The sequence below is a fragment of the Amycolatopsis sp. NPDC043889 genome, from assembly GCF_056435645.1.
The window spans coordinates 1-25690 of record NZ_JBWKEC010000036.1 but is presented as its reverse complement, the minus strand read 5'-3'; the positions used below and the strand labels follow the sequence as shown (position 1 = coordinate 25690).

Annotated in this window: 17 protein-coding genes; 16 read left to right on the top strand and 1 reads right to left on the bottom strand. The window is 71.7% G+C overall.

What is annotated here, in order from left to right; genetic code table 11:
• Positions 1-305: 305 nt before the first annotated feature.
• Entirely contained in the window at positions 306-821 is a 516-nt protein-coding gene (locus AC0685_RS37740) for a M15 family metallopeptidase domain-containing protein (RefSeq protein ID WP_478229913.1), read from the bottom strand.
• A gap of 154 nt (positions 822-975) precedes the next feature.
• Here AC0685_RS37740 and AC0685_RS37735 point away from each other — a divergent pair, with 154 nt between their 5' ends.
• The 16 genes from AC0685_RS37735 to AC0685_RS37660 all read left to right on the top strand — a co-directional run bounded on the left by AC0685_RS37735 (position 976) and on the right by AC0685_RS37660 (position 25533).
• On the top strand, positions 976-1710 hold the full coding sequence (locus AC0685_RS37735; RefSeq protein ID WP_478229863.1) for a response regulator: 735 nt from the start codon (positions 976-978) through the stop codon (positions 1708-1710).
• A complete protein-coding gene (locus AC0685_RS37730; RefSeq protein WP_478229862.1) occupies positions 1707-3113 on the top strand; it encodes an ATP-binding protein in 1407 nt (468 codons plus the stop codon). The genes AC0685_RS37735 and AC0685_RS37730 overlap by 4 nt, the downstream gene beginning before the upstream one ends.
• Complete coding sequence (locus AC0685_RS37725; protein ID WP_478229861.1) at positions 3110-3571, top strand: GerMN domain-containing protein; 462 nt, start codon at positions 3110-3112, stop codon at positions 3569-3571. The genes AC0685_RS37730 and AC0685_RS37725 overlap by 4 nt, the downstream gene beginning before the upstream one ends.
• Before the next feature lie 235 nt (positions 3572-3806).
• On the top strand, positions 3807-4556 hold the full coding sequence (gene dhbA / locus AC0685_RS37720; RefSeq protein ID WP_478229860.1) for a 2,3-dihydro-2,3-dihydroxybenzoate dehydrogenase: 750 nt from the start codon (positions 3807-3809) through the stop codon (positions 4554-4556).
• Positions 4557-4710: 154 nt separating this feature from the next.
• Complete coding sequence (locus tag AC0685_RS37715) at positions 4711-5907, top strand: isochorismate synthase (protein WP_478229859.1); 1197 nt, start codon at positions 4711-4713, stop codon at positions 5905-5907.
• A complete protein-coding gene (locus AC0685_RS37710) occupies positions 5904-7526 on the top strand; it encodes a (2,3-dihydroxybenzoyl)adenylate synthase (RefSeq protein ID WP_478229858.1) in 1623 nt (540 codons plus the stop codon). The genes AC0685_RS37715 and AC0685_RS37710 overlap by 4 nt, the downstream gene beginning before the upstream one ends.
• Positions 7523-8191 (top strand): isochorismatase family protein, encoded by a 669-nt coding sequence (locus tag AC0685_RS37705; protein ID WP_478229857.1) that lies wholly within the window; start codon positions 7523-7525, stop codon positions 8189-8191. Before AC0685_RS37710 ends, AC0685_RS37705 begins: the two co-directional genes overlap by 4 nt.
• A complete protein-coding gene (locus AC0685_RS37700) occupies positions 8191-8424 on the top strand; it encodes a phosphopantetheine-binding protein (protein ID WP_478229856.1) in 234 nt (77 codons plus the stop codon). The genes AC0685_RS37705 and AC0685_RS37700 overlap by 1 nt, the downstream gene beginning before the upstream one ends.
• Positions 8421-9275, top strand: a complete 855-nt coding sequence (locus tag AC0685_RS37695) for a siderophore-interacting protein (RefSeq protein WP_478229855.1) — start codon at positions 8421-8423, stop codon at positions 9273-9275. Before AC0685_RS37700 ends, AC0685_RS37695 begins: the two co-directional genes overlap by 4 nt.
• Before the next feature lie 27 nt (positions 9276-9302).
• Positions 9303-10307 carry an ABC transporter substrate-binding protein gene (locus tag AC0685_RS37690; protein WP_478229854.1) on the top strand — a complete coding sequence of 335 codons (1005 nt, stop codon included), beginning with the start codon at positions 9303-9305 and terminating at the stop codon, positions 10305-10307.
• A complete protein-coding gene (locus AC0685_RS37685) occupies positions 10304-11287 on the top strand; it encodes a FecCD family ABC transporter permease (protein ID WP_478229853.1) in 984 nt (327 codons plus the stop codon). The genes AC0685_RS37690 and AC0685_RS37685 overlap by 4 nt, the downstream gene beginning before the upstream one ends.
• Positions 11284-12306: a FecCD family ABC transporter permease gene (locus AC0685_RS37680; RefSeq protein WP_478229852.1), complete on the top strand. Its 1023-nt coding sequence runs from the start codon at positions 11284-11286 to the stop codon at positions 12304-12306. The genes AC0685_RS37685 and AC0685_RS37680 overlap by 4 nt, the downstream gene beginning before the upstream one ends.
• A complete protein-coding gene (locus AC0685_RS37675; RefSeq protein WP_478229851.1) occupies positions 12303-13079 on the top strand; it encodes an ABC transporter ATP-binding protein in 777 nt (258 codons plus the stop codon). The genes AC0685_RS37680 and AC0685_RS37675 overlap by 4 nt, the downstream gene beginning before the upstream one ends.
• Positions 13080-13098: 19 nt before the next feature.
• Entirely contained in the window at positions 13099-23121 is a 10023-nt protein-coding gene (locus tag AC0685_RS37670; RefSeq protein WP_478229850.1) for an amino acid adenylation domain-containing protein, read from the top strand.
• Positions 23118-24524: a DHA2 family efflux MFS transporter permease subunit gene (locus AC0685_RS37665; protein WP_478229849.1), complete on the top strand. Its 1407-nt coding sequence runs from the start codon at positions 23118-23120 to the stop codon at positions 24522-24524. Before AC0685_RS37670 ends, AC0685_RS37665 begins: the two co-directional genes overlap by 4 nt.
• Entirely contained in the window at positions 24511-25533 is a 1023-nt protein-coding gene (locus AC0685_RS37660; RefSeq protein WP_478229848.1) for a 3-deoxy-7-phosphoheptulonate synthase, read from the top strand. Before AC0685_RS37665 ends, AC0685_RS37660 begins: the two co-directional genes overlap by 14 nt.
• Positions 25534-25690: the final 157 nt, after the last annotated feature.

The following is a 25690-nucleotide window of genomic DNA, read 5'->3' as shown; positions in this document are numbered from 1 at the left end:
GGAACGCAATGCCACGTAGCTTGAGTTGATCTTGGATGGGGTCTTGATCGTAAGCGGTGAGGGTTGCCGCAGGTCACGCGCTCGGTTGCCCTCTGGCAGACAGGAGCCGACCGCGCCCACGAGGGGGTCGTGAGTGGCGTTTCGGGTTAGAACCCGAAACGCCACTCACGACCCCCTCGACCCACGACCAGGCCGAAGGTGCCCCTTCGTCGCATCAGACGCAGCGAAGGGAGCCTTCACCCCACCCGTCAACCTCGCCCAAGATCAACTTAAGCTACGTGACATTGGGTGGGAACGGTCCCGCGCTAGTCACGGGCGCGTGAGTGGGTCGTCCGCCAGCCGGGATGCGGCAGCCGCGCGGGCGGAGCCTCGCCGGGCCGGTACTCGAAATGCCACCATTCGTTGTCGTAGATCCGGTAAAGCGCGAAGCGGGCGCCGTGGACCTCCAGCCACTGCGCGCCTTCGCGCGGCCGGACGTCCAGCGCGGTACCGCTGACGTGCGCGGAATCCTGCGGCGGCAGGACACGCTTGCCGCTCCGTCCAGCCTCGGCGAGGTACAGCCGATGCTGCTCGGCGGCGTCCCGGTGCCCCGAGGTGACGCCGAGGAGCGTGCGGTGCCGCCAGAACGCCTCGGTCCTGGCGGCGGTGAACGCGGCGAGCGTTCCGGCGGTCAGCCCGGCGAGATTTTCGGCGGGGAACCGCAATGACAGCGCCCAACCGCAGGCGAGCCGCCGAGCCTGGCCGGGGGACCGCAGCCACGCCGGGATCAGCAGCAGTACCGCGAGGACGCGGGTGATCGCCGCGAGCAGGAGTTCTTTCATGACGTCGACACTCGCCGACGCCTGTGCGAACCCGATCGCGGCGGCGTGCGCGGACGCCGACGAAAATGTCACCGTTCCGCACGGAGCACGCCGTGACAGAACGAAGACATTCCGTGGACGTTCCGCGGAAACAGGATGGGCACCATGGCGTGTCATGGACGAGCGGATTCCGTCCGGCGCTGCGATAGTCGTCGGCATGCCCAGGGTGCTGCTCATCGAGGACGATCAAGCCGTGCGTGACGGGCTCAGCATGGCGCTGGGCGGCCGTGGCCACGCGGTCGACGCGGTGGCCACCGGCGAGGAAGGCCTCGCCCGGCTCGCGTCCCGGCCGCCGGATATCGTCGTACTGGACCTGATGTTGCCAGGACTGGACGGTTTCGAGGTCTGCCGCCGGATCCGGGCGGCGGGGGATCTGCCGATCATCATGCTCACCGCGCGCAACGAGGATATCGACGTGGTGGCCGGACTCGCCGCCGGCGCGGACGACTACGTGGTCAAACCCGCCAGGGCGCAGGTGCTGGAGGCGCGGATCCGCGCGGTGCTGCGCCGCAGCGGGCAACCCGCGGCGGCGGCGCCCACGCCGGCCGAGATCGAGCGGCACGGCGACCTCGGCATCGACCGTGCCGCGCTGACGGTGACCAAGGGGGACAAGCCCGTCGCCCTCGCCCCGACCGAACTGCGGCTCCTGCTCGAACTCACCCAGGTGCCTGGCCGGGTGCTCAGCCGCCAGTACCTGTTGGAAAGCGTGTGGGAGCACGGGTACTTCGGCGACTCGCGCGTCGTCGACGCTTGTGTACAGCGGCTGCGCGCGAAGATCGAGGACGATTCGTCCGCGCCGGTATACGTGCAGACGGTCCGGGGGTTCGGCTACCGGTTCGGACCACTGTGAAGCTCGGTGGGCTGCGCACCCGCCTGCTCCTGGCCTTCAGCCTGCTGGTCGTGATCACCGCGGCGACGGTCGCCGGCGGCGCCTACGTCCAGTCCCGCACCGTGATCCTCCAGCAGGCGCAGGACGCCACCGCCCGCGTCCTGGTCGACAAGGCCACCGCGCTGTTCCCGCTCGGCCCGCTGCCGCCGGCCGACGGAACGCTGAGCCGGATCAGCGGCGAGCTGTCCGACCGTGACCTGAGCTCACTGGTCCTGTACGAGGACGAGTCGAGCGGGAACGAGCAGATGCGGGCGCTGATCTCACCCGAGCTTCGCGAGCGAGTCCGGTCGGGAAATGTCGCCTGGCAACGAGTCGACTCCCGCGGCACGCCGATGCTGGTGGTGGGCACCAGGTTCACGGTTCTGCTTCCCGGTGGGCAGCAACGGGATTCGGGCATCGAGGCCTACATCGCGCGCAGCATGGCGCCGGAGGCGAAGAGTATCGACGAACTCGCCACCCGGGCCTGGCTGATCGGCGGGGTGGCGCTCGTCTTCGCGATCGGGCTGGCGTTGCTGGCCGCCCGCGGAGTCCTGCGGCCGGTGCGGGAACTGGGCGACGCGGCGCGGCGGCTGGGGAAGGGCGACCTGCGCGCGCGGATCAGCGTCCGCGGCTCGGACGAACTGGCCGGGGTGGCGCGCACGTTCAACGAGACGGCCGAAGCGCTGGAGCGGCACGTCGGCGAGCTGGAACGGATGGAAGCCGACGCGAGGCGGTTCGTCGCCGACGTCTCCCACGAGCTGCGCACCCCGCTCGCCGCGATGACCGCGGTCGCGGACGTACTGGAGCAGGAGGCGTCGAAGCTGCCGGGGGACGCCGGTCGCGCGGCGAAGATGAGCATCGAGGAGACGCACAACCTGACGCGGCTGGTGAACGACCTCATCGAGGTCTCCCGCTTCGACGCCGGTGCGGCCGCGCTGGCACCGGAAGAAGTCGACGTCGCCGAGGTCATCACGGCGAGCTTGCGTATCCGGGGCTGGACGAGCGAGGTGGAGGGAGACCTGCCCTCCGGGATCTTCGCCGAGTGGGATCCCAGGCGGGTGGACGTCATCGTGGCGAACTTGGTCGGGAACGCGTTGCGGCACGGGGAAAAGCCGGTCTCACTCCGGCTTTCCGAAGCGGGGGAGTGGATCACGCTGGAGGTCTCGGATCGCGGTCCCGGGCTGGCGCCCGAGGTGCTCCCGCACGTGTTCGACCGGTTCTACAAGGCGGATTCGGCCAGGGCGAGGTCCGGCGGCAGCGGGCTCGGACTGGCGATCGCCTGGGAGAACGCCCGGCTGCACGGCGGCAGCCTGAGCGCGGCCAACGGCGTCGACGGCGGCGCGGTGTTCACGCTGCGCCTGCCCCGGCAGGGAGTGACGGCATGAGGAAGAACTGGCTTTCGGCGCTGCTGATCGTCTCGGTGGTCGCGGGCTGCGGTGTCCGGCCCAGTGCCGTGATCTCCGGTGCGCCCGCGCCGGCGGGCCCCGCGAACGGCGCGGTGCTCTACTTCCTGTCCGGCGGGCAGCCGGTGCGCGTGTTACGCCCACTGGCCCAGGAACTTCCTCCGGCGAGTCCCGTCGATCTGCTCGCCACCGGGCCGGACGAGAGCGAGCGGGAACGGGACTACACCACGGAAGTCCCACCCGGCACTGTCGTTCTGGACCAGACGCCCGCGCCGAACGGGGTCACGGTGACCTTGTCGGTCGGCGTCGCCGGGTTGTCGGCGAGGGCGGTCGACCAGATCGTGTGCACCGCCAGGGATTCTCTCGGCGGGAGCGCGCAGATCACCTTGCGGGGCGAAGGATCCGTCCGCGGTCCGCTGTCGTGTCCCTTGCCCGGTTAGCGGCGGCCACGGTCCGTGAAGGCCTCCTTCACTACCTTCAGGGTAGGGAAGGAGGCCTTCACGGACCGAACCAGCCAGGGCCGGCCCGCACACGCGGGCGGCACGCACCACGGCATTTTTACCTGCTCTGTCCAGGCCGGAAGTGTCCCGAATCACCGGTGTTGGTCCCTCGCTTTGCCTCGATCGGACCGCTAGCTTAGGCAAGGCTAAGCAAATGGAACGGGGTGGTTGTGGCGTGGAAGGGATCGAGGGCAAGGTCGCGCTCGTCACCGGAGGCGCGCGCGGGATCGGGGCGGCCGTCGTGGACGCGCTCGCCGGGGCGGGTGCGGTCGTGGCGGCGGTGGATCTGGCGGAAGGCACTCCCCGGGACGGAGTGACGTCGTTCGTCGCGGACGTCGGGGATCCCTCCGCCGTCGCGCGGGTCGTCGACGAGGTCGAACGCGAACTCGGGCCGATCGGGATCGGCGCGTCCGTCGCGGGTGTACTGAAGCCGGGGTCCGTCTGCGACACGAGCGACGAAGACTGGGCGGCGACCTTCGCGGTCAACTCCACCGGTGTCTTCACCGTGCTCCGCGAGATTTCCCGCCGGATGGTGCCCCGCCGGAGCGGTGTGCTGGTGACCGTCGGGTCGAACGCGGCGGGAGTCCCGCGCAGCGGGATGGCCGCTTATGCCGCGTCGAAGGCGGCCGCGACGATGCTGACCCGCTGTCTCGGGCTCGAACTCGCCGGCTCCGGCATCCGCTGCAACATCGTCTCTCCCGGTTCGACCGACACCGATATGCAACGTCTACTGTGGACGGACGAGAACGGCGAGGACCGTGTCATCGCGGGAAATCCGGAGCAATACCGTGTCGGCATACCGCTGGGCCGGATAGCCGAACCGGCCGATATCGCCGACGCCGTCCTGTTTTTGGCCTCCGATCGCGCGCGGCACATCACGATGCAGAACCTCTACGTCGACGGCGGGGCCACGCTCCGCGCGTGATCTCGATGACGCAACGAAGACTTTTCGGGTCCGTATGATTAGGTTAGGCTAACCGAAAAGGCGCGTCCGGGGGTGGCGTTCCGCGCCGCATAGGGCACCGCAACACCACGGGGTGCCGACCTGGTCAGTAGTATTCGCGAAAGGGAATCCAGTCGTGTCCTCACCTGCACCGGCTCGACCAAGGCCGGTCCACCAGGCGGCCGATCTGCTGGCGGCGTACCTGCCCGGATCGTTCTACTACTCGTCCGCTCGAGGATCTCTTCTCGCCGACGGGGTGTATTCCCCGGTCCACGCGGTGCCGGGTAAACGTGCCCGTGCCGCCGCCGAAGTCCTCGACGCCGCCCTTGTGGCGGGAGTGACCGAACCCGTGGTGGCAGGAGCGATCGGATTCCGGCCCGACGCGCCGAGCAGCCTGGTGGTGCCCGCCGTGGTGCGCCGGGCAGGACCACCGAAGGCGAGTGGTCCGGTCGCCCCGCTCGGCGGCGGGACCTGGTCGGTGTCGCCGCGGCCCGCGCCGGAGGTCTACACCACTGCCGTCGCCAAGGCGCTGGACGAGATCCGCGACGGTGACCTTCGCAAGATCGTGCTGGCCCGCTGCCTCGACGTCACCGGTGGCGATCCCATCGCCGTGCCGCGGCTGCTGGCCCGGCTCGTCCACGCGGATCCGGCGGCCCACGCTTTCGCGGTCGACGTCAGCGCGCCGGGGGATCCCGCGCCGCGCACCCTGGTCGGCGCGAGCCCGGAACTGCTGGTCTCCCGCCGCGGCCGGGTGGTGACGGCCAACCCGCTGGCCGGATCGCGGCCGCGAGTGGCCGACGACGCCGAAAACGCCCGCCGGATCGACGATCTGCTGGCGTCCGGAAAGGACCGTGCCGAACACGCCCACGTCGCCGCCCAGGTGGCCGAAGTGCTGGGCCGGTTCTGCGTCGACCTCGACGTCCCCGCCGAACCCGAGGTGATCGGCACGCCCACGATGTGGCACCTCTCGACCAGGATCAGCGGACGGCTCGCAGACCCGGGCGACGCCGGTTCGTCCGCGCTCGGGCTGGCGGAAGCACTGCATCCGACACCCGCCGTCTGCGGTGTCCCGACCGCGCTCGCCCGCGACACGATCGCCGCGCTCGAACCCGAGGATCGCGGCTATTACGCGGGTCTCGTCGGCTGGACCGATCAGGACGGTGACGGCGAATGGGTCGTCACCATCCGCTGCGCCGAGGTCCGAGACCGCACCGTGCGGCTGTTCGCCGGCGCGGGAGTGGTGGCGGGTTCCGATCCGGCGGCCGAACTCGCCGAGACCGGCGCGAAGTTCGGCACCATGCTGCGCGCGCTCGGCCTGGAGGGAGTGGAATGACCTCCGACCACGTGCCCTGGCCGCCCGAAACCGCCGCGCGCTACCGGGCTTCGGGATACTGGCGCGGCCAGACCTTCGGCAAACTGCTGACCAGCCTGGCCGAGGCCTACGCCGAGCGTCTCGCCGTGATCGGCGAGAACGCCCGCTGGACCTTCGCCGAGCTCGACGAGCGGGCGCACCGGCTCGCGGCCGGATTCGCCGGGGCCGGAATCCAGCCGGGTGACCGGGTCGTCGTGCAACTGCCGAACGTGCCGGAGTTCGCGTCCGTCGTGTTCGGACTGTGGAGGGTGGGCGCGCTGCCGGTATTCGCGCTGCCTGCCCACCGGGCGAGCGAACTGCGGCATTTCGCCGGACAGAGCGAGGCGGCGGCGATCCTGACCGTCGGCGAACACGAACGGTTCGACCACGCGGCCATGGCGCACGCGGTCGCCGCCGAAATTCCTTCGGTGCGGAACGTCTTCGTCGTCGGCACGGAGGAGTTCGCCGTGCTCGAAGCGGCGACCCCGCGTGCCCTGCCGGATCCGGATCCCGCCGGGGTCGCGTTCCTCCAGCTGTCCGGCGGCAGCACCGGCCTGCCCAAACTGATCCCGCGCACGCACGACGACTACCTCTACAGCGTCCGCGAAAGCGCCCGGATCTGTGGCCTGCGCCCGGAAAGCGTGTACCTGGCCGCGTTGCCGGTCGCGCACAACTTCCCGCTCAGCTCGCCCGGTCTTCTCGGGGCGCTGCACGCGGGCGCGGCCACGGTGTTCGCGCCGCGTCCCGACGCCGACACCGCGTTCCGGCTGATCGAAGCCGAGGGCGTGACGATCACCGGGCTCGTGCCGCCGCTGGCCGCCGCGTGGGCGCAGGCGGCCGCGCGGAACACCCGCGATCTGTCCTCTTTGGACGTCCTGCTGGTCGGCGGCGCGAAGTGCGCGCGTGAACTGGCCGAGAAGATCGGTCCCGCGCTGGGCTGCCGTCTGCAGCAGGTGTTCGGCATGGCCGAGGGACTGGTCTGCTACACCCGGCTCGACGATCCGGACGAGTACGTCCTCGCCACGCAGGGACGGCCGATCTCGCCGGACGACGAGATCCGCGTCGTGAACCCGGACGACCCACTGTCCACTTCGGACGACGTCGTCGCGCCGGGCGAGATCGGCGCCTTGCTGACCCGTGGCCCGTACACGATCCGCGGCTACTACCGTGCCGCCGAGCACAACAAGACCGCGTTCACCGAGGACGGCTTCTACCGCACCGGGGATCTCGTGCGGCGGCACCCGTCGGGACACCTCGAAGTCGTCGGCAGGGCCAAGGAACAGATCAACCGCGGCGGCGAGAAGGTGGCCGCGGAAGAGGTCGAGAACCACCTGATGGCCCACCCCGGCGTGCTCGACGCCGCCGTCGTCGCGGTGCCGGACCCGTACCTGGGCGAGCGCACCTGCGCCTACGTCGTCCCCGCTGCCGGTGCCGAGCCCGTCGCGGCGGAACTGCGCCGGTTCGTGCGTGAACGCGGAGTGGCGGCGTTCAAGGTGCCCGATCTGGTCCAGATCGTGCCGGAGTTCCCGGTCACCGGCGTCGGCAAGACCAGCAAACGCGAGCTGCGGGCGGCACTGGCCGCCCTGGCGAAGGAGAAGTGAGAGTGTCACTGCCCGAGATTCAGCCATATGCCCTGCCGACGGAGGCCGAGCTGCCCGCCGGCCGCGTCGGCTGGAAGCCCGACCCCGCCCGCGCCGCGTTGCTGGTGCACGACGCGCAGCGGTACTTCCTCGCGCCGTACGAAGGATCCCCGGTGCCGGAGATGGTCGCGAACATCGCCGCGCTGGCCGACGCCGCCCGCGCCGCGGGTGTCCCGGTGTTCTACACCGCGCAGCCCGGTCACCAGGCCGCCGAGGATCGCGGGCTGCTCACCGAATTCTGGGGCGACGGCATCGGCGCGGTCATCGACGAAGACCCCGCCGCCGCCGACGTGGTGGCCGAACTCGCCCCGAAACCGGGGGACAAGGTCCTGACGAAGTGGCGCTACAGCGCGTTCCAGCGCAGCACGTTCACCGAACAGCTCGCCGAGGCAGGCCGGGATCAGCTGCTGATCACCGGCGTCTACGCGCATATCGGCTGCCAGGCCACCGCCGTCGAGGCGTTCATGCGCGACATCCAGCCGTTCCTGGTCGGCGACGCGGTCGCGGACTTCTCCCGCGAACGCCACGACCAGGCCTGCGAATACGTCGCCCAGCGTTGCGGCGCACTGACCACCACGGCCGCCGCGCTCGCCGCGCTGGCCCCGATGCACGCCGGAGCGCGGTAATGAGCCTGACCACAGCGAAGATCCACGCCGACGTCGCCGAACTGCTCGGCTGCGATCCGGCCGAGCTGAAGCCGGAGACCGATCTCACCGACCTCGGACTCGACTCGATGCGGATCATGGGCCTCGTCGAGCAGTGGCGCACCGAAGGCGCCGACAACCTGGAGTTCGCCGACCTCGCCGAACAGCCGACCCTCGGTCGCTGGACCCAGGTCCTCACCGGGAGCACCGCGTGAGCCGCGCCGACCATCGCCACCGGCACCTCGAACGCATCGCCGAGGTGCGCGGGGGAGCGCACGCGGAGAAGGTCCCGTACCCGATCCGCGTCCGGCAGGCCGAGGTCGTGCGCACCACGATGATCGGTTCCGGACTGCTCCGCGTCACCCTCGGCGGGCCGGGAACCGCGGGTTTCGAGGCGCATTCGCCCGACGAGCACGTGAAAGTCCTGTTCCCCGAGCTGGATGCCGAGCCGAAGCTGCCGGTCCAGGACGGCGACATGCTGCGCTGGCCCAAGCCCTCCCCGACGTCGCGCGAGTACACGGTCCGCCGGTACGACCCGGCTTCCGGGGAACTCGACCTCGACGTCGCGCTGCACGAGGGCGGGCTCGGCTCCGGCTGGGCCGAGAAGGTCGCCCCCGGCACGCCGGTGCACGTCGCCGGTCCGCCCGGTGGGCTGATCGTGCCGCACACCTACGACCGCTACCTGCTCGCCGGTGATCTCACCGCGCTGCCCGCGATCGCACGCTGGCTCGAAGAGTTGCCGCGCACCGCCGCGGGCTGGGTGTTCATCGAGGTCGCCGACGCGAGCGAGGAGATCGAGCTGTCCGCGCCCGGAGACGTCGAAGTGCATTGGCTGTACCGAGGCGACGTCGCGCCGGGTGCCTCGGACATGCTCGCCCGCGCGGTCATGACGATCGAGGTCCCCGCCGGTGAACGGCTCTACGCCTGGGTCGCCGGTGAAGCCGGGCAGATCAAGCCGCTGCGCCGCTGGCTCAAGAACGACCTCGGGCTCGGCAAGGACGACCACGACGTGACCGGCTACTGGAAACGCGGCGTCGCGGACTTCGACGACGAGCACGACCACTGATCCCCACCAAGAAGAACGAGGAAATCCATGCGCACCACCAGAACCCGACGCCTCGCCGGAGCGATCGCGCTCGCGCTGACGGTCGCGACCGCGGCCACCGCCTGCGGTTCCGGCGAAGACGGCAAGGCCGCCGACGGCGGTCAGACCAGGGTGTTCGCCGCCGACAACGGCCAGATCACCATCCCGGTCTCGCCGAAGCGGGTCATCGCCACCGGCTACGCCGTGCCCGCCCTGCTCGAAGCGGGCGCGCCGCTGGTCGGGGTGTCCAGCTGGAAGCGCGGCATCCCGCTGTTCAACGAGCAGGAGCGCAAGAAGTACGACGAGCTGGCGAAGGTCGCGGGCGAGTCGGCGGCGGAGACGAACTACGAGGCGATCGCGCAGGCGGATCCGGACCTCATCGTCATCGGCGTGCCGAAGCCGGTGCTCGCGGACATCGACATCAAGCGGCTCGAAGCGATCGCGCCGGTCGTGGCGATCGGCCCGTCGGTGCCGTCGATGTGGCGTGAGCTGTCCCGCAAGCAGGCCGACGCCGCCGGCGCGGCCGCCGGGTTCGACGCGCTCAAGACCGCGTACGACACCAAGGCCAAGGGGCTGGCCGAGAAGTACAAGGCCGTGCTGCCGCAGCTGAAGCTGGGCCACGTCGGAGCGTACGGCGAGGTCGCCAAGGGCAACTTCCAGCGTGAGTTCAACGGTTCCTGGGGCACCAACGTCGCGCAGGACATCGGCGCCACCTATTTCGGCCAGGTCAAGGTCAAGGGCGGCGGCTCGAAGGACGTCAGCGAGTACCCGTCGATCGAAGAGCTGTCGACGGCGTTCGCGCAGGCCGACGCCATCACCTACTCGGTCAGCGCCGACGGTTCCGTCCCCGCGCCGGTCAAGTACGTCCTCGACTCGCCGCTGTGGAAGGAACTCCCCGCGGTGAAGGCGGGCAAGGTCTACCCGTTCCGCTTCACCGAGGCCGCCACCTACCGGGCCGCGACGTCCACTTTGGACGCCGTCGACCAGGCGTTCGCGCCGCTGCTCAAGCAGTGACCACCACCGGGCGGTCCGCGCTGCTCGGCGCCGCACTGCTCGGGCTCGTCGTGGTCGCCGTGCTGAGCGTCGGCATCGGCGCGCACGCCATCGCCCCCGGCGAGGTCGTGCGCGCCCTGCTGGGCGACGGGAATCCGAGTGACCGGGCGGTGGTCCTGGACATCCGGATGCCGAGGGCGGTGCTGGCGATCGGGGTCGGCGCGGCCCTCGCCGTCGGCGGTGTGCTCGTGCAGGCCTTGTCCCGCAACGCCTTGGCCGAACCCGGCGTGCTCGGCGTGACCGCCGGGGCCGGGTTCGCCATCGCGGTGGGGTCCTCGTTCGGGCTCGCCGCGTCGGCGCCCGCCGAGCTGGGCCTGGCGGTGCTGGGCGCGGTCGGCGCTTCGGCGCTGGTGTACGCGGTGGGCAGCAAGTCGCCGCTGCGGCTGGTGCTCGCCGGGACCGCGTTGAGCGCCGTGCTGCTGGGGCTCACCCTCGGCCTGCGGCTGCTGTTCCCGGACACCTTCGACGTCTACCGGTTCTGGTCGGTGGGCTCGCTGGCAGGACGTGAGCAGGCGCCGACCACGGTCCCGCTGATCGTCATCGGCCTGTCCCTGCTGGGAGCGTTCGCGGTGAGCCGTCAGCTGAACGCGATCGCGCTCGGCGAGACGGTCGCGCACACGCTCGGCGCGAACGTCGCCAGGGTCCGGACGATCACCCTGCTGCTGATCACGCTGATGGCGGGCGCGGCGACCGCGCTGGCCGGGCCGATCCTGTTCGTCGGGCTGATCGTGCCGCATCTGGCCCGTCGGGTGGCGGGCGCGTCGATCCCGTGGCTGATCGCGTTCGCCGCGCTGCTCGGCCCGGTCCTGATGCTGGCCGCGGACGTCGGATCCCGGGTCCTGCTGCCGACCGGCGAGGTCCCGGTCGCGATCGTGACCGCGTTCCTCGGCGGCCCGGTGCTGATCTGGGCCGTCCGCAAATACGGGGCGGCGCCACTGTGAGCACACTCGTCCTGCGGCGCGGGCGGTTCTCCGCCCGGCTGGAACGCCGCACCCTCTTCTTCCTCGTGGCGATGCTGGTGGTCATCGCCGGTCTGACGCTGCTCGGGCTCTGCTACGGCGCCGCGTGGGCGAGCCCCGCTCGTGTGTTCGCCGCGCTCACCGGTTCGGGTGGCGGGCCGGGCGTGGTCATCCGCGAATGGCGGCTGCCCCGGGTACTTGCCGGGTTGGTGTTCGGCGCCGCGCTCGGCCTGGCGGGCGCGATCTTCCAGAACATCACCCGCAACCCACTGGGCAGCCCGGACGTGATCGGTCTCGACGCCGGTGCCTACACCGGCGCGCTGTTCGCGATCACCGTGCTCTCGGGGACGTCGACGCAGCTGACCGTCGGTTCGGTGCTCGGCGGCGTGATCACGGCGGCGATCGTGTACGCGTTGTCGCTCGGCGGCGGGCTGTCCGGGCTGCGGCTGATCGTCATCGGGATCGCGATCAACGCGATGCTGACCGCCTTGAACTCCTGGATCGTGCTGCGTGCCGAACTCGAGATCGCGATCGCGGCCGTCGGCTGGAACGCCGGTTCCCTCAACGGGATCGGCTGGGACGACGTCGCGATCCCGTTCGGCGTGCTCGCGGTGCTGTTCGTCGTGCTGTTCACCAGGGCGCCGGCGTTGCACCAGGCCGCGCTCGGCGGCGCGCTGGCGGTCACCACCGGTGTCCGCTGGGACCGGCTGCGGCTGGTGCTGGTGCTGATCGGGGTCGGCTGCACGGCCACGGTCACCGCCGTCGCCGGGCCGATCGCGTTCATCGCGCTGGCCGCCCCGCAGATCGGGCGGCGGCTGGCCCGCACGCCCGGTATTTCCCTGCTGCCCGCCGCCCTCACCGGCGCCGTGCTGCTGACCAGTGCCGACCTGGCCGCCCAGATGCTGCTCGCGCCGGAAGCGCTGCCGGTCGGTGTGGTCAGCACCGTGATCGGCGGCGGCTACCTGATCTGGCTGCTCACCAAGGAGGTGCGGCGCACATGAGTGCCCGCTTGACCGCCCGGGACCTGACCCTGCGCTACGGCGACCGGGTCGTGTCGACCCGGCTGAGCCTCGATGTGCCCGACCGCGCGTTCACCGCCGTCGTCGGACCGAACGCGTGTGGCAAGTCGACGTTGCTGCGCGCGTTCGTCCGGCTGCTGCGTCCGGCCGACGGCGAGGTCCTGCTCGACGACAAGGACGTCGGTTCCTTCCCCGGCAAGGGTTTGGCGCGGGAACTCGGGTTCCTGCCCCAGGACCCGGTGGCGCCGGAGGACGTCCGCGTCCGGCAGCTGGTCGCGCGCGGCCGGTTCCCGCACCAGTCGCTGTTCGCGTCGTGGTCCGAAGAGGACGAACGCGCGGTGATCGAGGCGATGACCGCGGCCGGGGTCGCGGGCCTGGCCGACCGGCCGGTGCAGGAGCTTTCGGGCGGACAGCGTCAGCGCGTGTGGGTGGCGCTGGTGCTGGCGCAGAAGACGCCGTACCTGCTACTCGACGAGCCGACGTCGTTCCTCGACATCGCGCACCAGTACCAGCTGCTGAGCTTGCTGGCGCGCCTGCGCGACGAGGGCCGCACGGTGATCGCCGTCCTCCACGACATCAACCAGGCCTGCCGATACGCCGATCACCTCGTGGCGTTGCGGGACGGCCGGATCGTCGCCGAGGGCGCGCCCGCCGACATCGTCGACGCCGAGCTCATGAAGGAGGTCTTCGATCTCCCCAGCGTCGTCGTGCCCGACCCGGTGACCGGAACCCCGATGGTGGTGCCCTCATGCTGAGAGGCTGGCGGAGCTGAAGATGAATCTGGAAAGCGACCGAACGCAGGAACCCGCTGTGCTGTTTCACACGCGGGTTCACCAACGAGCACTGAATCTGACCGGTGCCCAGCTGGGGATCTGGACCGCGCAACGCCTCGAACCCGACTCGCCCTACTACGTCGTCGGCGACGTGATCGAGATCGTCGGCGAAAAGCCGGTCGACGTCGTCGCGCTGACCGAAGCGATCCGGGCGACCGCCGAGGAAGCGGACAGCCTGCGGTTGCGGGTCTTCGAGACGCCGGGCGGCCCGCGCCAGGTCGTGTCGGAAGACGCGGTACCGCTGCCGGAGGTCGTGGACCTGCGCGGCGAGGCCGATCCGGTGGCCGCGGCGCACGCGCGCGTGGACGCCGAACGCCGCCGGGTCGCCGAGGCTTGTCGCGGCATGGTGGACCGGCCCCTGTTCGCCCATCTCGTGCTGCGGCTTTCCGACTCGCACGTGTGGTTCACCCAGCTCGGGCACCACCTCGTGTTCGACGGCTACACCGCGGCGATGCTCGCCCGCCGGACAGCCGCTCACTACACCGCTTCGGTCCAGAGCAAGGAGGTGCAGCCCTCGACGTTCGCCCGCTTCGCCGATCTCGTCGAGGCCGATCGCGCTTACCGTGAAAGCGAACGGTTCGAGCAGGATCGCGCGTACTGGCGCGAGCGGTTCACCCCGTTGCCGGATCTCGATGACGGCGGCAACGCGTCAGGCCCGCCCGAGCACACCGTGACCGCCCGGTCGGTCCTGTCCGCGTCGGACGTGGCGAGGTTGCGTGAACTGGGCAAACGTGCCGGGACGACCTGGGGCGACGCGCTGATCGCCTGCTACGCCGCCTTCCTGCACCGCGTCCTCGGCTGGACCGACGTCGTGTTCGCGATGCCGTTGATGTGCCGTGAAGGAGCCGCGCTGCGGACCCCGGCGATGGCGGTCAACGTGCTGCCGCTGCGGGTCAAGGTGCTCCCGGAGGACTCGGCGGCCGAGCTGACCACGCGGGTCGCGGGCGCGCTGAAGGAGATGCGCGCGCATCAGCGGTATCGCGGCGAGGATCTGCCCCAGGATCTCGCGGTGCCCGGCGCCGGGGCGCTGCTGCACGGCCGCGGCATCAACCTCAAGGCGTTCGACCTGAAGCTCGACTTCGCGGGCTCGCACGGCACCATGCGCAATGTCGCGGGCGGGCCGCCGGAGGACATGGGGCTGTCGGTGCTCCCGACCTCGGACGGCGGGCTGTTGCTCGGTTTCGAGGTCGACGCGCGGACCCACGACCAGGCCGCCGTCGATGCCAAGCTGACCGCGCTGCGCTGCCTGATCACCGCGCTGACCGAACCGGACGGCCCAGCGGTCGCCGGTGCCGACTTGGTGCCGCCGGGGGAGCGGGACGCCTTGCTGGAGGCGTGGTCCACCCCCGCCCCGGACAGCGAACTCCTTGGCGTACCTGAACTTCTCGCGCGACTCGATCCCGAGCAGACCGCCCTGGTCTTCGGTGAAGAACGGCTGGGCGCGGGCGAACTCGTCACAAGGGTGCACCGTCTCGCCCGGGCCTTGCGGGCACGCGGCGTCGGGACCGACGACGTCATCGCGCTGGCCCTGCCGCGGTCCGCGGATCTCGTCGTCGCCCTGCTGGCGGTGCTCGACGCCGGGGCCGCCTTCCTGCCGCTGGATCTGGCCCATCCCGTCGAGCGGCTGCGGGAGCTCGCCGCCGAAGCCGGCGCGGTGCTCACCGTGGCCCACGACCCGGAACTCGTGCCGGGACCACAACTGCTGCTGGGCGAGACCGATCTGTCCACGCTGGACTCATCGCCGCTGGATGTTCCGCGTCATCCGGAACATCTCGCGTACGTCATCTTCACCTCCGGCTCCACCGGGCGTCCCAAGGGTGTCCTCGGCCGGGTCGGCGGACTCGCGACGCTGCTGCGCCACCACCGCGCGACCACGGTCGCCGAGACCGAACGCGCCGCGGGCAGGCCGCTGCGTGTCGCGCACACCTACTCGTTCGCCTTCGACTCCGCGCTCGACCAGCTGATGTGGCTGCTGTTCGGGCACGAACTGCACGTCTACGGCACCGACGTCGCCCGGGACGCCGACGAGCTGCCGGCCGCGTTCGCCCGCGACCGGATCGACGTCGTCGACACCACGCCGTCGATGGCCGCGCCGCTCGTCGACGCCGGGCTGCTCGACGGCCCGAACCCGCCCGCGCTCCTCGTCCTCGGCGGCGAGGCGACTCCGCCCGCGCTGTGGCGCCGGGTCGCGGAGTCGGGTGTCCGCGCCCGCAACATGTACGGCCCGACCGAGGCCACTGTGGACGGTGCCGGATCCTGGCTGGACGACGGGGAGCCGACGATCGGCACCGCGGTGCCCGGGACGGCGGTCCGGGTGCTCGACGCCGCGCTGCGTCCGGTGCCCGCCGGAACGCCGGGTGAGTTATACCTCGCGGGGCCGCATCTGGCGCGCGGCTATCTCGGGCGCCCCGGCGCGACCGCCGAACGGTTCGTCGCCGATCCGTTCGGCGCGCCCGGCGACCGGATGTACCGCACCGGCGACCTGGCCCGCTGGGTGCCCGGTCGTGGTCTGGAGTACCTGGGCCGCCGCGACGGCCAGGTGAAGGTGCGCGGCCACCGTGTCGAACTCGGCGAGGTCGAGGCCGCCTTGGCCGCCGTTCCCGAAGTGCGTGCGGCCGCCGCCGCGGTGCGCGGCCCCCGGCTCATCGGCTACGTCGTCGGCGAGGTCGTCCCGGAGGAGGTCCGCGAGGAACTCGCCGGGCGCGTGCCGGAACACCTCGTGCCCGCCGCGGTCGTCGTACTCGACACGCTTCCGCTGACCTCCAACGGGAAGATCGACCGGGCCGCGTTGCCCGCCCCGCGCGCGGCGGCCGGAAGGACCGCCGCCACCGAACGCGAACGGCTGCTGTGCGCCACCATCGCCGAGGTGATCGGCGTCGAGGAAGTCGCCGTCGACGACGACTTCTTCGCGCTGGGCGGCGACAGCATCACCGCGATCAGCGTCAGCAGCAGGCTCCGCGCCCACGGCCTCGACCTGCGGCCGCGTGATCTGCTCGCCCGCCGCAGCTTCGAGGTGCTGGCCGCGGCGAGCGCGGAGATCGGCGGCCCGGCCGCACCGCCGGACGAGCCCGTCGGTGAGGTACCCGCCCCGCCGATCGTCCGCGCCCTGCTCGACCCGCATCCGGACGTCGCGACGATCGCCGGGTACACGCAATGGACCGCGCTCCGGCTCGACGAGGATCTTCCTCCCGCTCTGCTGACCCAAGGCGTGCAAACGCTGCTGGACCACCACGACGTCCTGCGTTTGCATTTAGAGGACGAAATGCGGGTCCGGGAACGCGGCGCGGTGAGGGCGTCCGACGTCGTCATCGAGACGACCGGCGACCCGGCCGAGGTCGCGGCGGCACTCGCGGAGTCCCTTGATCTCCGCGCGGGTGTCCTGAAGGTCGCGTTGCTACCGGAACACCTCGTCATCGTGCTCCACCACCTGGCGGTCGACGGTGTCTCCTGGCGCGTCTTGCTGCCGGATCTGCGCGCCGCGTGCGCCGGTGAAGCGCTCGAACCGGTCGGGACTTCCTGGCGGCGTCACGCGCTTCTTCTTGACGAGCAAGGAACGTCCGGTGCCCGGCGCGGCGAACTCGAGCACTGGCGTGGCGCGCTCGACGGCCCGCGCCTCGGCCACCGGCCGCTCGACCGGGCCGCCGACACGGTCGCGACCGCGCGGCGTTCGGTCACCGTCGCCACCCCGGAGCAGACCGACGCGGTGCTCACCGCCTTGCCCGCGGCCTACCGCGCCGGACCCGACGACGTCCTGCTCGCCGCGCTCGTGCTCGCCCTCCGGTCGTGGCGGGGTGCTCCGGTCGAGGCCGAAACCGTGTCCCTCGAAGGACACGGCCGCGATCAAGACGGCCTGGACCTCTCGCGCACCGTCGGCTGGTTCACCGCCGAACATCCGTTGCGAGTGCCCGCCACCGCGGTGGCGGCGACCACGGACTTCGAAAGCGCGCTCACCGGCGGAGACGCGGCGGGAAAGCTGCTGCGAGCTGCCAAGGAGGCCAAACGCGCCGTTCCGGACAACGGCGTCGGCTTCGGCGTCCTGCGGTATCTCGACCCGCTGACCCGGGACGAACTCGCCGCCGTCCCACCGCCGGACGTCGTCCTGAACTACCTCGGCCGATTCGCCGCACTGCCGGGCACCGGCTGGCGGCTGCCGGAGGAGGACCCGTTCGCGGTCACCGAACCGGACGCCAAGTCGCTCGAACAGGTGCTGGCACTGAACTGCTTCGTCCGCGAGGACGGTCGTCCCCGGCTCGCCGTCGAGTGGACCGCGGCGGGCAAGGTGCTGCCGGAGGAAAGCGTTGCGGCGCTTCAGGAAGCGTGGTCCCGGGCGCTGGACGCCCTGACCGCGCACGCCACCCGGATCGGGCCGGACGGTGGCGGGCTCACGCCGTCGGATCTGCCGCTGGTCGGCCTCGACCAGGGCGACATCGACGCGCTCGAACGCCGCGGCCGGCTCGAAGACGTGCTGCCCGCGACCCCGTTGCAGACCGGGCTTTCGTTCCACACCCTGGCGCGCGGCACCGAGGACACCGACGTCTACGTGGTCCAGGCCGTCACCCTGCTCAGCGGCGCCCTCGACGCCAGCCGCATGCGGGAGGCCGCCGCCGAGGTACTGCGGCGGCATCCCGCGCTGCGCGTCCACCTGCACACCACCGACGCGGGCGAGGTCGTCCAGGTGGTGCCCGCCGAGGTCACGCTGGACTGGCGGTTCGCGAGCGTGTCCCCCGACGAGGTCGAGGCCGAGTGCCGCGCCGAACTCGCCCGTCCCTTCGATCCGGTGACTCCGCCGCTGATCCGGTTCCTGCTGCTGACCCTCGCCCCGGACGAGCACCGCCTGGTGCTCACCAACCACCACGCGCTGCTCGACGGCTGGTCGATGCCGCTGGTCGGCCGCACGCTGCTGGCCACCTACGCCGAACTCGGCGGCGGCCCGGCCGCCCCGGTCGCGCCCTCGCTTTCGGAGTACCACCGCGTGCTCGGCGAACGCGACCCGGACGCGGCATCGGAGGCGTGGCGCGAGGCGCTGGCCGGACTCGAGGAAGGAACGCGGCTCGCCCCGGCGAGCATCGAGTCCACTGTGGAGCGTCCGGAACGCGTCATCGTGGAACTGGGCGGGGAATTCAGCGAGCGGTTGCGCGCCTTCTCCCGTGAACGCGGGATCACCCCGACGACGGTGTTCCAGACCGCGTGGGGAGTGCTGCTCTCCAGGCTGACCGGCCGCCGCGACGTGGTCTTCGGCTGCCCGGTCTCCGGCCGCCCGGCCGACGTCCCCGGCGTCGAGCGCATGATCGGCCAGCTCGGCAGCACGATCCCGGTACGCGTGCGCTTCGACGCCGCCGAAACCGCGGTCACCGTGCTGGAGCGCGTGCACACCGAAAGCGTCCGGCTCACCGATCACCATCACGCCGGGCTGCCGGACATCCAGCGCGCGGCCGGCGTCGGCGACCTGTTCGACACGATGCTCGTGATGGAGAACTTCCCGCTCTCCAGCCGCGCCCGCACCACGCTGGCGCCCGGCCTCGATCTCGTCGGCGTCGACATCACCGACGCCACGCACTATCCGCTCACGGTGATCGTGCTGCCCGGCGACGAGTTCACCGTCGGCCTCGGCTACCAGCCACAGGCGTTCACCCGCGAGGAGGCCGAGTCCTACGGTCGCTGGCTGCGTGCCGTGCTGCACGAGATCGTGGCCGATCCGGCACGGCCGGTGTCCCGGCTGCGCGCGCTCGGCGCCGAGGAAGAACGCGCGATGCTGCGCCTCGGCGAAGGACCGGAGCCCAAGCGCGAACGCGGCGGCATGCTGGAGGAGTTCGGCCGCTGGGTCCGGGAGACCCCGGACGCGGAAGCCGTCGTGTGCCGGGACCGGAGCCTGACCTACGCCGAACTGGACCGTCGTGCCAACCGGCTCGCGAACACCCTGATCGACGCCGGAGTGAAACCACAGGATCCGGTCGCGGTCCTGCTGCGCCGCGACGTCGACCTCGTGGTCGCGTTGTTCGGCGTGATCAAGGCCGGCGCGGTGCACGTGCCGATGGACCCGGATTATCCGGCCGACCGGCTGGCGTACATGCTCGGGGACATCGGGCCCGCCGCAGTGGTGTCCACTTCGGACGTCGACGGCCTTCCGGTGATCGACCCGGCCGCACTGTCCACCGAGGACACAGATCCGGGAATCCGGCTCAGTGCGGACGCGATCGCCTACGTCATCTACACCTCCGGCACCACCGGCAAACCGAAGGGCGTCGCTGTGCCGCATCGCGGGGTCCCGAGCCTGATCGCGCTGCAGGAGGACATCGTCGGGATCGGGACCGCCGAGCGGTACCTGCATTTCGCCTCGACGAGTTTCGACGTCGCCTTCTGGCAGTTCATGCTGCCGCTGCTGTCCGGAGGCACGTCGGTGATCGCGCCGGAGGAGGTGCGGGTCTCCGGCGACGATCTGCTGGCCTACGCCGCCGAACACCGCGTCACCGGGCTCAACCTGCTGCCCTCGTTCCTCTCCGCGATGCCCGACGACGCGACCGTCGACCCGGACGTGTTCTTCGTCGTCGGCGCCGAACGGCTCGACCCGGAACTGGCCCGGCGCTGGGGGAACCGGCGCGCGCTGTTCAACGCCTACGGCCCGACCGAGGTCACCATCAACTCGGTCACCTGGCACTACGACCCGGCCGATCCCGGCCCGCTCCCGATCGGCCGTCCGGACCCGGAGGTCCGCGCGTACGTGCTCGACGGCGGGCTGCTCCCGGTCGGGACGAACGTGACCGGCGAGCTGTACCTGGCCGGGCCGAAACTCGCGCAGGGTTATGTCGGCCGGGCGGCGCTGACCGCCGAACGGTTCGTCGCCGACCCGTTCGGGCCGCCGGGGGAGCGCATGTACCGCACCGGCGACCTGGTCCGCTGGCGGCCGGACGGGCAGATCGTCTTCCTCGGCCGCGCCGACCACCAGGTCAAACTGCGCGGGTACCGGATCGAACTCGGCGAGATCGAGACCGCGCTGACCGCCCACGACGACGTGCGCGCCGCCGCGGTGATCGTCCGGGAGGACCGGTTGGTCGCGTACTTCGTCCCCGTGGACGGTGCCGAACCCGACCCGGCAGCGCTGCGGGCACACCTCGCGGCGGAGCTGCCCGCGTACATGGTGCCGACCGCGTTCGTCGCGCTGGAACGGCTTCCGCTCGGACCGAGCGGCAAGCTGGACCGGGCCGCGCTGCCCGCGCCGGAAGCCCGCTCGGACGGCGGACGGGAACCCGCCACCCCGGCGGAAGCGGTGCTGCTGCGAGTGGTCCGCGATCTGCTCGGACCCGACGTCGGGCTGGACGACGGCTTCCTGGACGCGGGCGGCGACAGCATCGCCTCGCTGCGGGTCGTCTCCCGTGCCCGCCGCGAAGGGCTGCACCTGACCGCGCGCGACGTCCTCGAAGGCGGCACGGTCGCGGGGATCGCCGCGCGCTGTGGCGAGCCCGAACAGGCCGAGGAAGCCCACGCCGTCGGCGACGCCCCGCTCACGCCGATCATGCGCGATCTGTTGCGGCGCGCGGGAAAGGCGGCCGACGGGTTCTGCCAGTGGGTCGAGATCTGTGTGCCTTCGGCGGACGACGTTCCTCGCTGGCGCTCGGTGCTCGACGCCGTTCTTGCCCGTCACGACGTCCTGCGTGCGCATCTGGTCGAAGACACGCTTCGTGTCCCGGACGTCGGCGCCGTGACCGGTGCCGACGTGCTCACCGCCATCCGCGTGTCCCGAGATCCGCGTGCGGCGCTGGACACGCAGGTCGAGCAGATCGTCGCGCGGATGGACCCGCGTACCGGCCCGCTGGTGCGGGCGGTCTTGGTGGACGTCGGCGAGGAGCGACCGGGGCGGTTGCTGCTTGTGGCGCACCACCTGGTCGCCGACGCGGTGACCTGGCGTGTCCTGCTCGACGACGTCGAACAGGCCTTCCACGGCAAGACCCCGCACCGGCGCGGGCAGTCGTTCCTGGGCTGGGCGCGGTCGCTGCGCGCGGCCGCCCCGCATCGAGAGGACGAATTGCCGTACTGGCGAGGGATCGCCGCCGCGCCGGAGACCACGCTCGGCCGCACCCGGCTCGATCCGGCGCGGGACACCGTGGCGACCGCCCGGCACCACCGGCTCGACATCGGCGAGGACACCACCCACGCCGTGCTCACCGCGCTGCCCACGGCGTATCGCACGGGCCCGGACACCGTGCTGCTGACCGCGCTCGCCCGCGCTGTCGCCGCCTGGCGCGAGACCGTCGCCGACCTGGTCGTCGCCGTCGAAAGCCACGGAAGGCCGGGACACACCCCGGACTTCACGGGCACGGTCGATCTGGCGCAGACCGCCGGCTGGTTCACCGCCGTGCATCCGGCGCGGATCGCCCCACCGGACGGACCGTTGCCGGACGCGCTGCGGGCGGTGCGCGACCATCTGCGCGCGGCGGGGGACGGCCTCGGGCACGGAATTCTCGGCGTCGGCGGCCCGCGGCCCGAGATCGCCTGGAACTATCTCGGCCGGTTCCCCGAGGCTCCGGTTGAGGAGACCCTGTGGCAGCGCCCGCCGGACGCCGATCCGCTTGGTTCCGGCGGTGGTGCGGAGATGCCACTGCCGTACGCGCTCACGGTGAACGCGATGGTCCCCGACGGTGGCACGCTCGGGGTCCGCTTCACGTGGCCGTCCGCGCTGTTCACCGAAGACGAGATCGCCGTGCTGGGCGAGCATTTCCGCCGGGAGCTGGACGCGCTCGCAGCCGACGTGCCCGGCCCCGGCGAAGTCATGCCGCTGACCCCGTTGCAGGAGGTGATCCTGCGCGAGTCCCGTGCCGCGGACGAAGATCCGTATCCGGTGCAGGCCGCGTTCACGCTGTCCGGTGACCTCGACGTCGAGGCGCTGCGGGCCGCGGCGAACGCGCTGGTCCGACGGCAGCCGAACCTGGGCGCGGTGTTCCCGGCGTCGCACGAGGTCCAGGTGATCCCCGCCGAGCCGCTGGCCGGTTTCCGCGTCCGCGAAGTGTCCGAAGTGGACACCGTGTTGGACGAGGAGCTGGCGGAACCGTTCGATCTGGCCCATGGTCCGCTGTGGCGGGTCACCGTGCTGCGGCACGGGCCAGGCCGTCAGACGCTCGTGCTGACCAGTCACCATCTGCTGTCCGACGGCTGGTCCGCGCCGCGCGTCCTCGGCGAGTTGTTCGCGCTGTACGCGGGGAAGCCTTTGCCGGAGCCGGTGCCGCCGACTCGGTACACCCGCCTGCTCGCCGCGGCCGATCACTCGTCCGACGTCCGGGCCTGGCGGGCGGAACTCGCCGGCCTGCCCGAAGGCGATCACTTGCCGTGTACCGGCGGGTCCGCCGAACCGGCTCTGTTCACTGTGGACATTCAGCTGGTCGCAGAGCTGACCCGGCTGGGCGCCGCACGGGGCCTCACCGTCAACACCCTGTTGCAGGGCGCGTGGGCGGCCGTCCTGGCGACCCACGCCGGGCGCCGGGACGTCAGCTTCGGGGTGATGACTTCGAATCGGACGTCCGATGTGGACGGTGTCGAGGAGATCATCGGCCTGCTGGCGAACAGCGTCCCGGTCCGCGCCCGGTTCACCGGGACGGTCGCCGAGGCGCTCGCCGATTTGCAGGCGCGGCAGCAGGCGATGGCCGCGCACCATCGGATGGGGCTGCCCGAGCTCGCGTCGCTGGCCGGCCGCGAGCGGCTGTTCGACAGCCTGCTCGTGTTCGAGAACTACCCGGTGGACCCGGCGAAGCTGCGCGAACCCGCGCCCGGCCTGACCGTCACCGGGACGAGGTTCCGTGAACGCACGCACCACTCGGTGAGCGTCACCGTCGTCCCCGGCGAGCACGGCTGGGAAGGTGTTCTGTACGCGAGGGAGACCGACGCCCGGTCGCTCGCCGACGACCTGGTCGGGTTCCTGCGGAAACTGCCGTCCTGGTTCGACGGCGACGCCGCCGGGTTCGCGGGGGAGCGGTGACCGCGCGCCCGATCGACGCCGCCCTGTGGCGCACGGCGGCCGTCCTGGTGCTCGGCACGTTCATGGCGACCTTGGACAGCACGATCGTCTCGGTGGGCGTCGACACCCTCGCCGACGAGTTCGGCGCGCCGGTCACCGGCGTCCAATGGGTGACGACGGCGTACCTGCTGGCCGTGGTCACGGCGGTGCCGGCGTCGGGCTGGCTCGCCGACCGGTTCGGTGGCAGGCGGGTCTGGCTCACCGCCGTCGTCGTGTTCCTGCTGGCGTCCCTGTTGTGCGCGCTGGCGCCGACCCTGCCCGCGCTCATCGCCTTCCGTGTCCTGCAAGGACTCGCGGGCGGCCTGCTGCCACCGACCGGTCAGGCGCTCCTGGCCCGGGCGGCAGGACCGGACCGGATCGGGCGCGTGATCAGCGTCGTCGGTCTCGTACCGCTGTTGTCGCCGGTGCTCGGCCCGATGGCGAGCGGCACGATCCTCGCCGTCGCGGACTGGCCATGGCTGTTCTACGTCAACCTCCCGGTCGGTGTGGTGGCGGTGATCCTGGCCCGGCGCTGGGTTCCGGCGGGTGAACCCGGCGGCAAGGGTGCGCGCTTCGATTTTCGCGGCGCGCTGCTGCTTTCGCCGGGGCTCGCCGTCCTGGTCTTCGGGCTCACCTGGTTCGAGCAGGGGACGCCGGTGGTCGCCGGGATCGCCGTCGTGCTCGGCGTCGTGATGCTCGCGGCGTTCGTGCGGCACGGCCTGAGCGCCGAAGCGCCCTTGCTGGATCCACGCTTGTTCACGCGGCCTCCGTTCGGGGTCGCCGCGCTGGCGCTGGTGCTGCTCGGCGCGTCGGTGTTCGGCACGATGTTCCTGCTCCCGCTCTACCTGCAGCGTGGTCCCGGACTGTCCACTTGGGACACCGGGCTGCTGCTAGTGCCCCAGGGCATCGGCGCGGCGGCCGGTTCCGTACTGGTGAACCGCCTGGTCGACCGGATCTCGCCGCGCACCCTGGTGCTGAGCGGGATCGGCCTGGTCGCCCTCGGCACCGCGCCCTTCACCCAGCTCGGTCCCGGTCTTCCGGACTGGGTCATCGTGCTTTCCTTGCTGCTACGCGGTTTCGGCGCGGCGATGATCGGCGCGCCGGTGATGACGATCGTCTACCGCCGGGTCGAACCCGCCCGGCTGCCCCGCGCCGCCGGGGCGCTGAACCTGCTCAACACGCTCGGCGGCTCGATCGGCACCGCGGTACTGGCCGTGGTGCTGCAGGCCCGGCTGGCCGCTCGCGGCTCGGACGTCGCCGCGGCCTTCGCCGACGCCTTCTGGTGTGTTCTCGGCCTCGCCGTCGTGGCGGTGGCCGGTGCGACGCGGCTGCCCCGGGCCGGGGTGGCCGCCCCCGACAACAAGAGAGGTCATGCGGATGCTTGACCAGGACACACTGCCCAGTCCGGCCGAAGTGGCCACGAGCGGCGTCGTGCCGGACGAGATCGTCCGGCACCGCGAAACCGTCGCGGACGTCCTCGCCCGCCGCGACTCCCGGCTGCTCGTCGTCGTGGGCCCGTGTTCCGTGCACGACACCGACGGCGCGCTCGAGTACGCGCATCGGCTCGCCGAGGCGTCCCGCCGGTTCGCCGACGATCTCGTCGTGGTCCTTCGCGCCTACCTGGAGAAACCGCGGACGATCGCGGGCTGGACCGGTCTGGTGCCCGACCCCACCCTGGACGGCAAGGGCGATCTCGCGTCCGGTGTCCGAATCGGACGGAAGTTCCTCGACGACGCCGCCGCGACCGGGCTGCCGCTCGCGTACGAGTTCGTCGACCCGTTCCTCGCGCCGTACTTCGCGGACACCGTCAGCTGGGGCGCGATCGGCGCGCGGACCGTCGCCAGCCAGCCGCACCGGCATCTGGCGTCCTGGCTGCCGATGCCGATCGGCATGAAGAACTGCGTGTCCGGGCGGCTGGACACGGCCGTCGCCGCGGTCCGGGCGGCCGCGCTGCCGCACGTGTTCCCGGGCGCCGCGGCCGATGGGCGCGCCCGGATCCAGCGCAGCGCCGGAAACCCGGACGCGCACCTCGTCCTGCGCGGTGGCCCGAAACCCAACCATCACGCGCACGCGATCGCGGACGCCCTCGACGCGCTGACCGCCGCCGGTCTGCCGCACCGGCTCGTCGTCGACGCCTCGCACGGCAACAGCGGGAAGGACCACAACCGGCAGCCCGTGGTCGTCGCCGACCTGGCGGACCAGATCTCCGCGGGCAACGACGCGCTGGCCGGGGTGATGATCGAGTCGTACCTCTCCGACGGCAGGCAGGACGTCGGTTCCGCGCGGCCCCGGCGGGACCTGAGTATCACGGACGCTTGCCTGGGCTGGGAGCGGACGGTGCCGCTGCTGGAGTCTCTCGCCTGCGCGAACGCGGTGCGGCGCATCGCCTCGTGAGCGGTGAGGTGTCTTGGGCAGGCAGGGGGCCGGGGGTGGTCGTGGGTGGGGGGTTGGGGTTTCCCCCCAACCCCCCCCCCCCCCCCCCCCACCCACCCCCCCCCCCCTTCCCCCTTCCTCCCCCGTACCCAAAGAGTGGGGGGGGGGTGTGGTTCTC

Excerpts from the sequence above, each read along its gene's own strand:
- AC0685_RS37740 (WP_478229913.1), bottom strand. The coding sequence starts at position 821 with ATGAAAGAACTCCTGCTCGCGGCGATCACCCGCGTCCTCGCGGTACTG.
- AC0685_RS37735 (WP_478229863.1), top strand. The coding sequence starts at position 976 with ATGGACGAGCGGATTCCGTCCGGCGCTGCGATAGTCGTCGGCATGCCC.
- AC0685_RS37725 (WP_478229861.1), top strand. The coding sequence starts at position 3,110 with ATGAGGAAGAACTGGCTTTCGGCGCTGCTGATCGTCTCGGTGGTCGCG.
- AC0685_RS37710 (WP_478229858.1), top strand. The coding sequence starts at position 5,904 with ATGACCTCCGACCACGTGCCCTGGCCGCCCGAAACCGCCGCGCGCTAC.
- AC0685_RS37700 (WP_478229856.1), top strand. The coding sequence starts at position 8,191 with ATGAGCCTGACCACAGCGAAGATCCACGCCGACGTCGCCGAACTGCTC.
- AC0685_RS37690 (WP_478229854.1), top strand. The coding sequence starts at position 9,303 with ATGCGCACCACCAGAACCCGACGCCTCGCCGGAGCGATCGCGCTCGCG.
- AC0685_RS37675 (WP_478229851.1), top strand. The coding sequence starts at position 12,303 with ATGAGTGCCCGCTTGACCGCCCGGGACCTGACCCTGCGCTACGGCGAC.
- AC0685_RS37670 (WP_478229850.1), top strand. The coding sequence starts at position 13,099 with ATGAATCTGGAAAGCGACCGAACGCAGGAACCCGCTGTGCTGTTTCAC.
- AC0685_RS37660 (WP_478229848.1), top strand. The coding sequence starts at position 24,511 with ATGCGGATGCTTGACCAGGACACACTGCCCAGTCCGGCCGAAGTGGCC.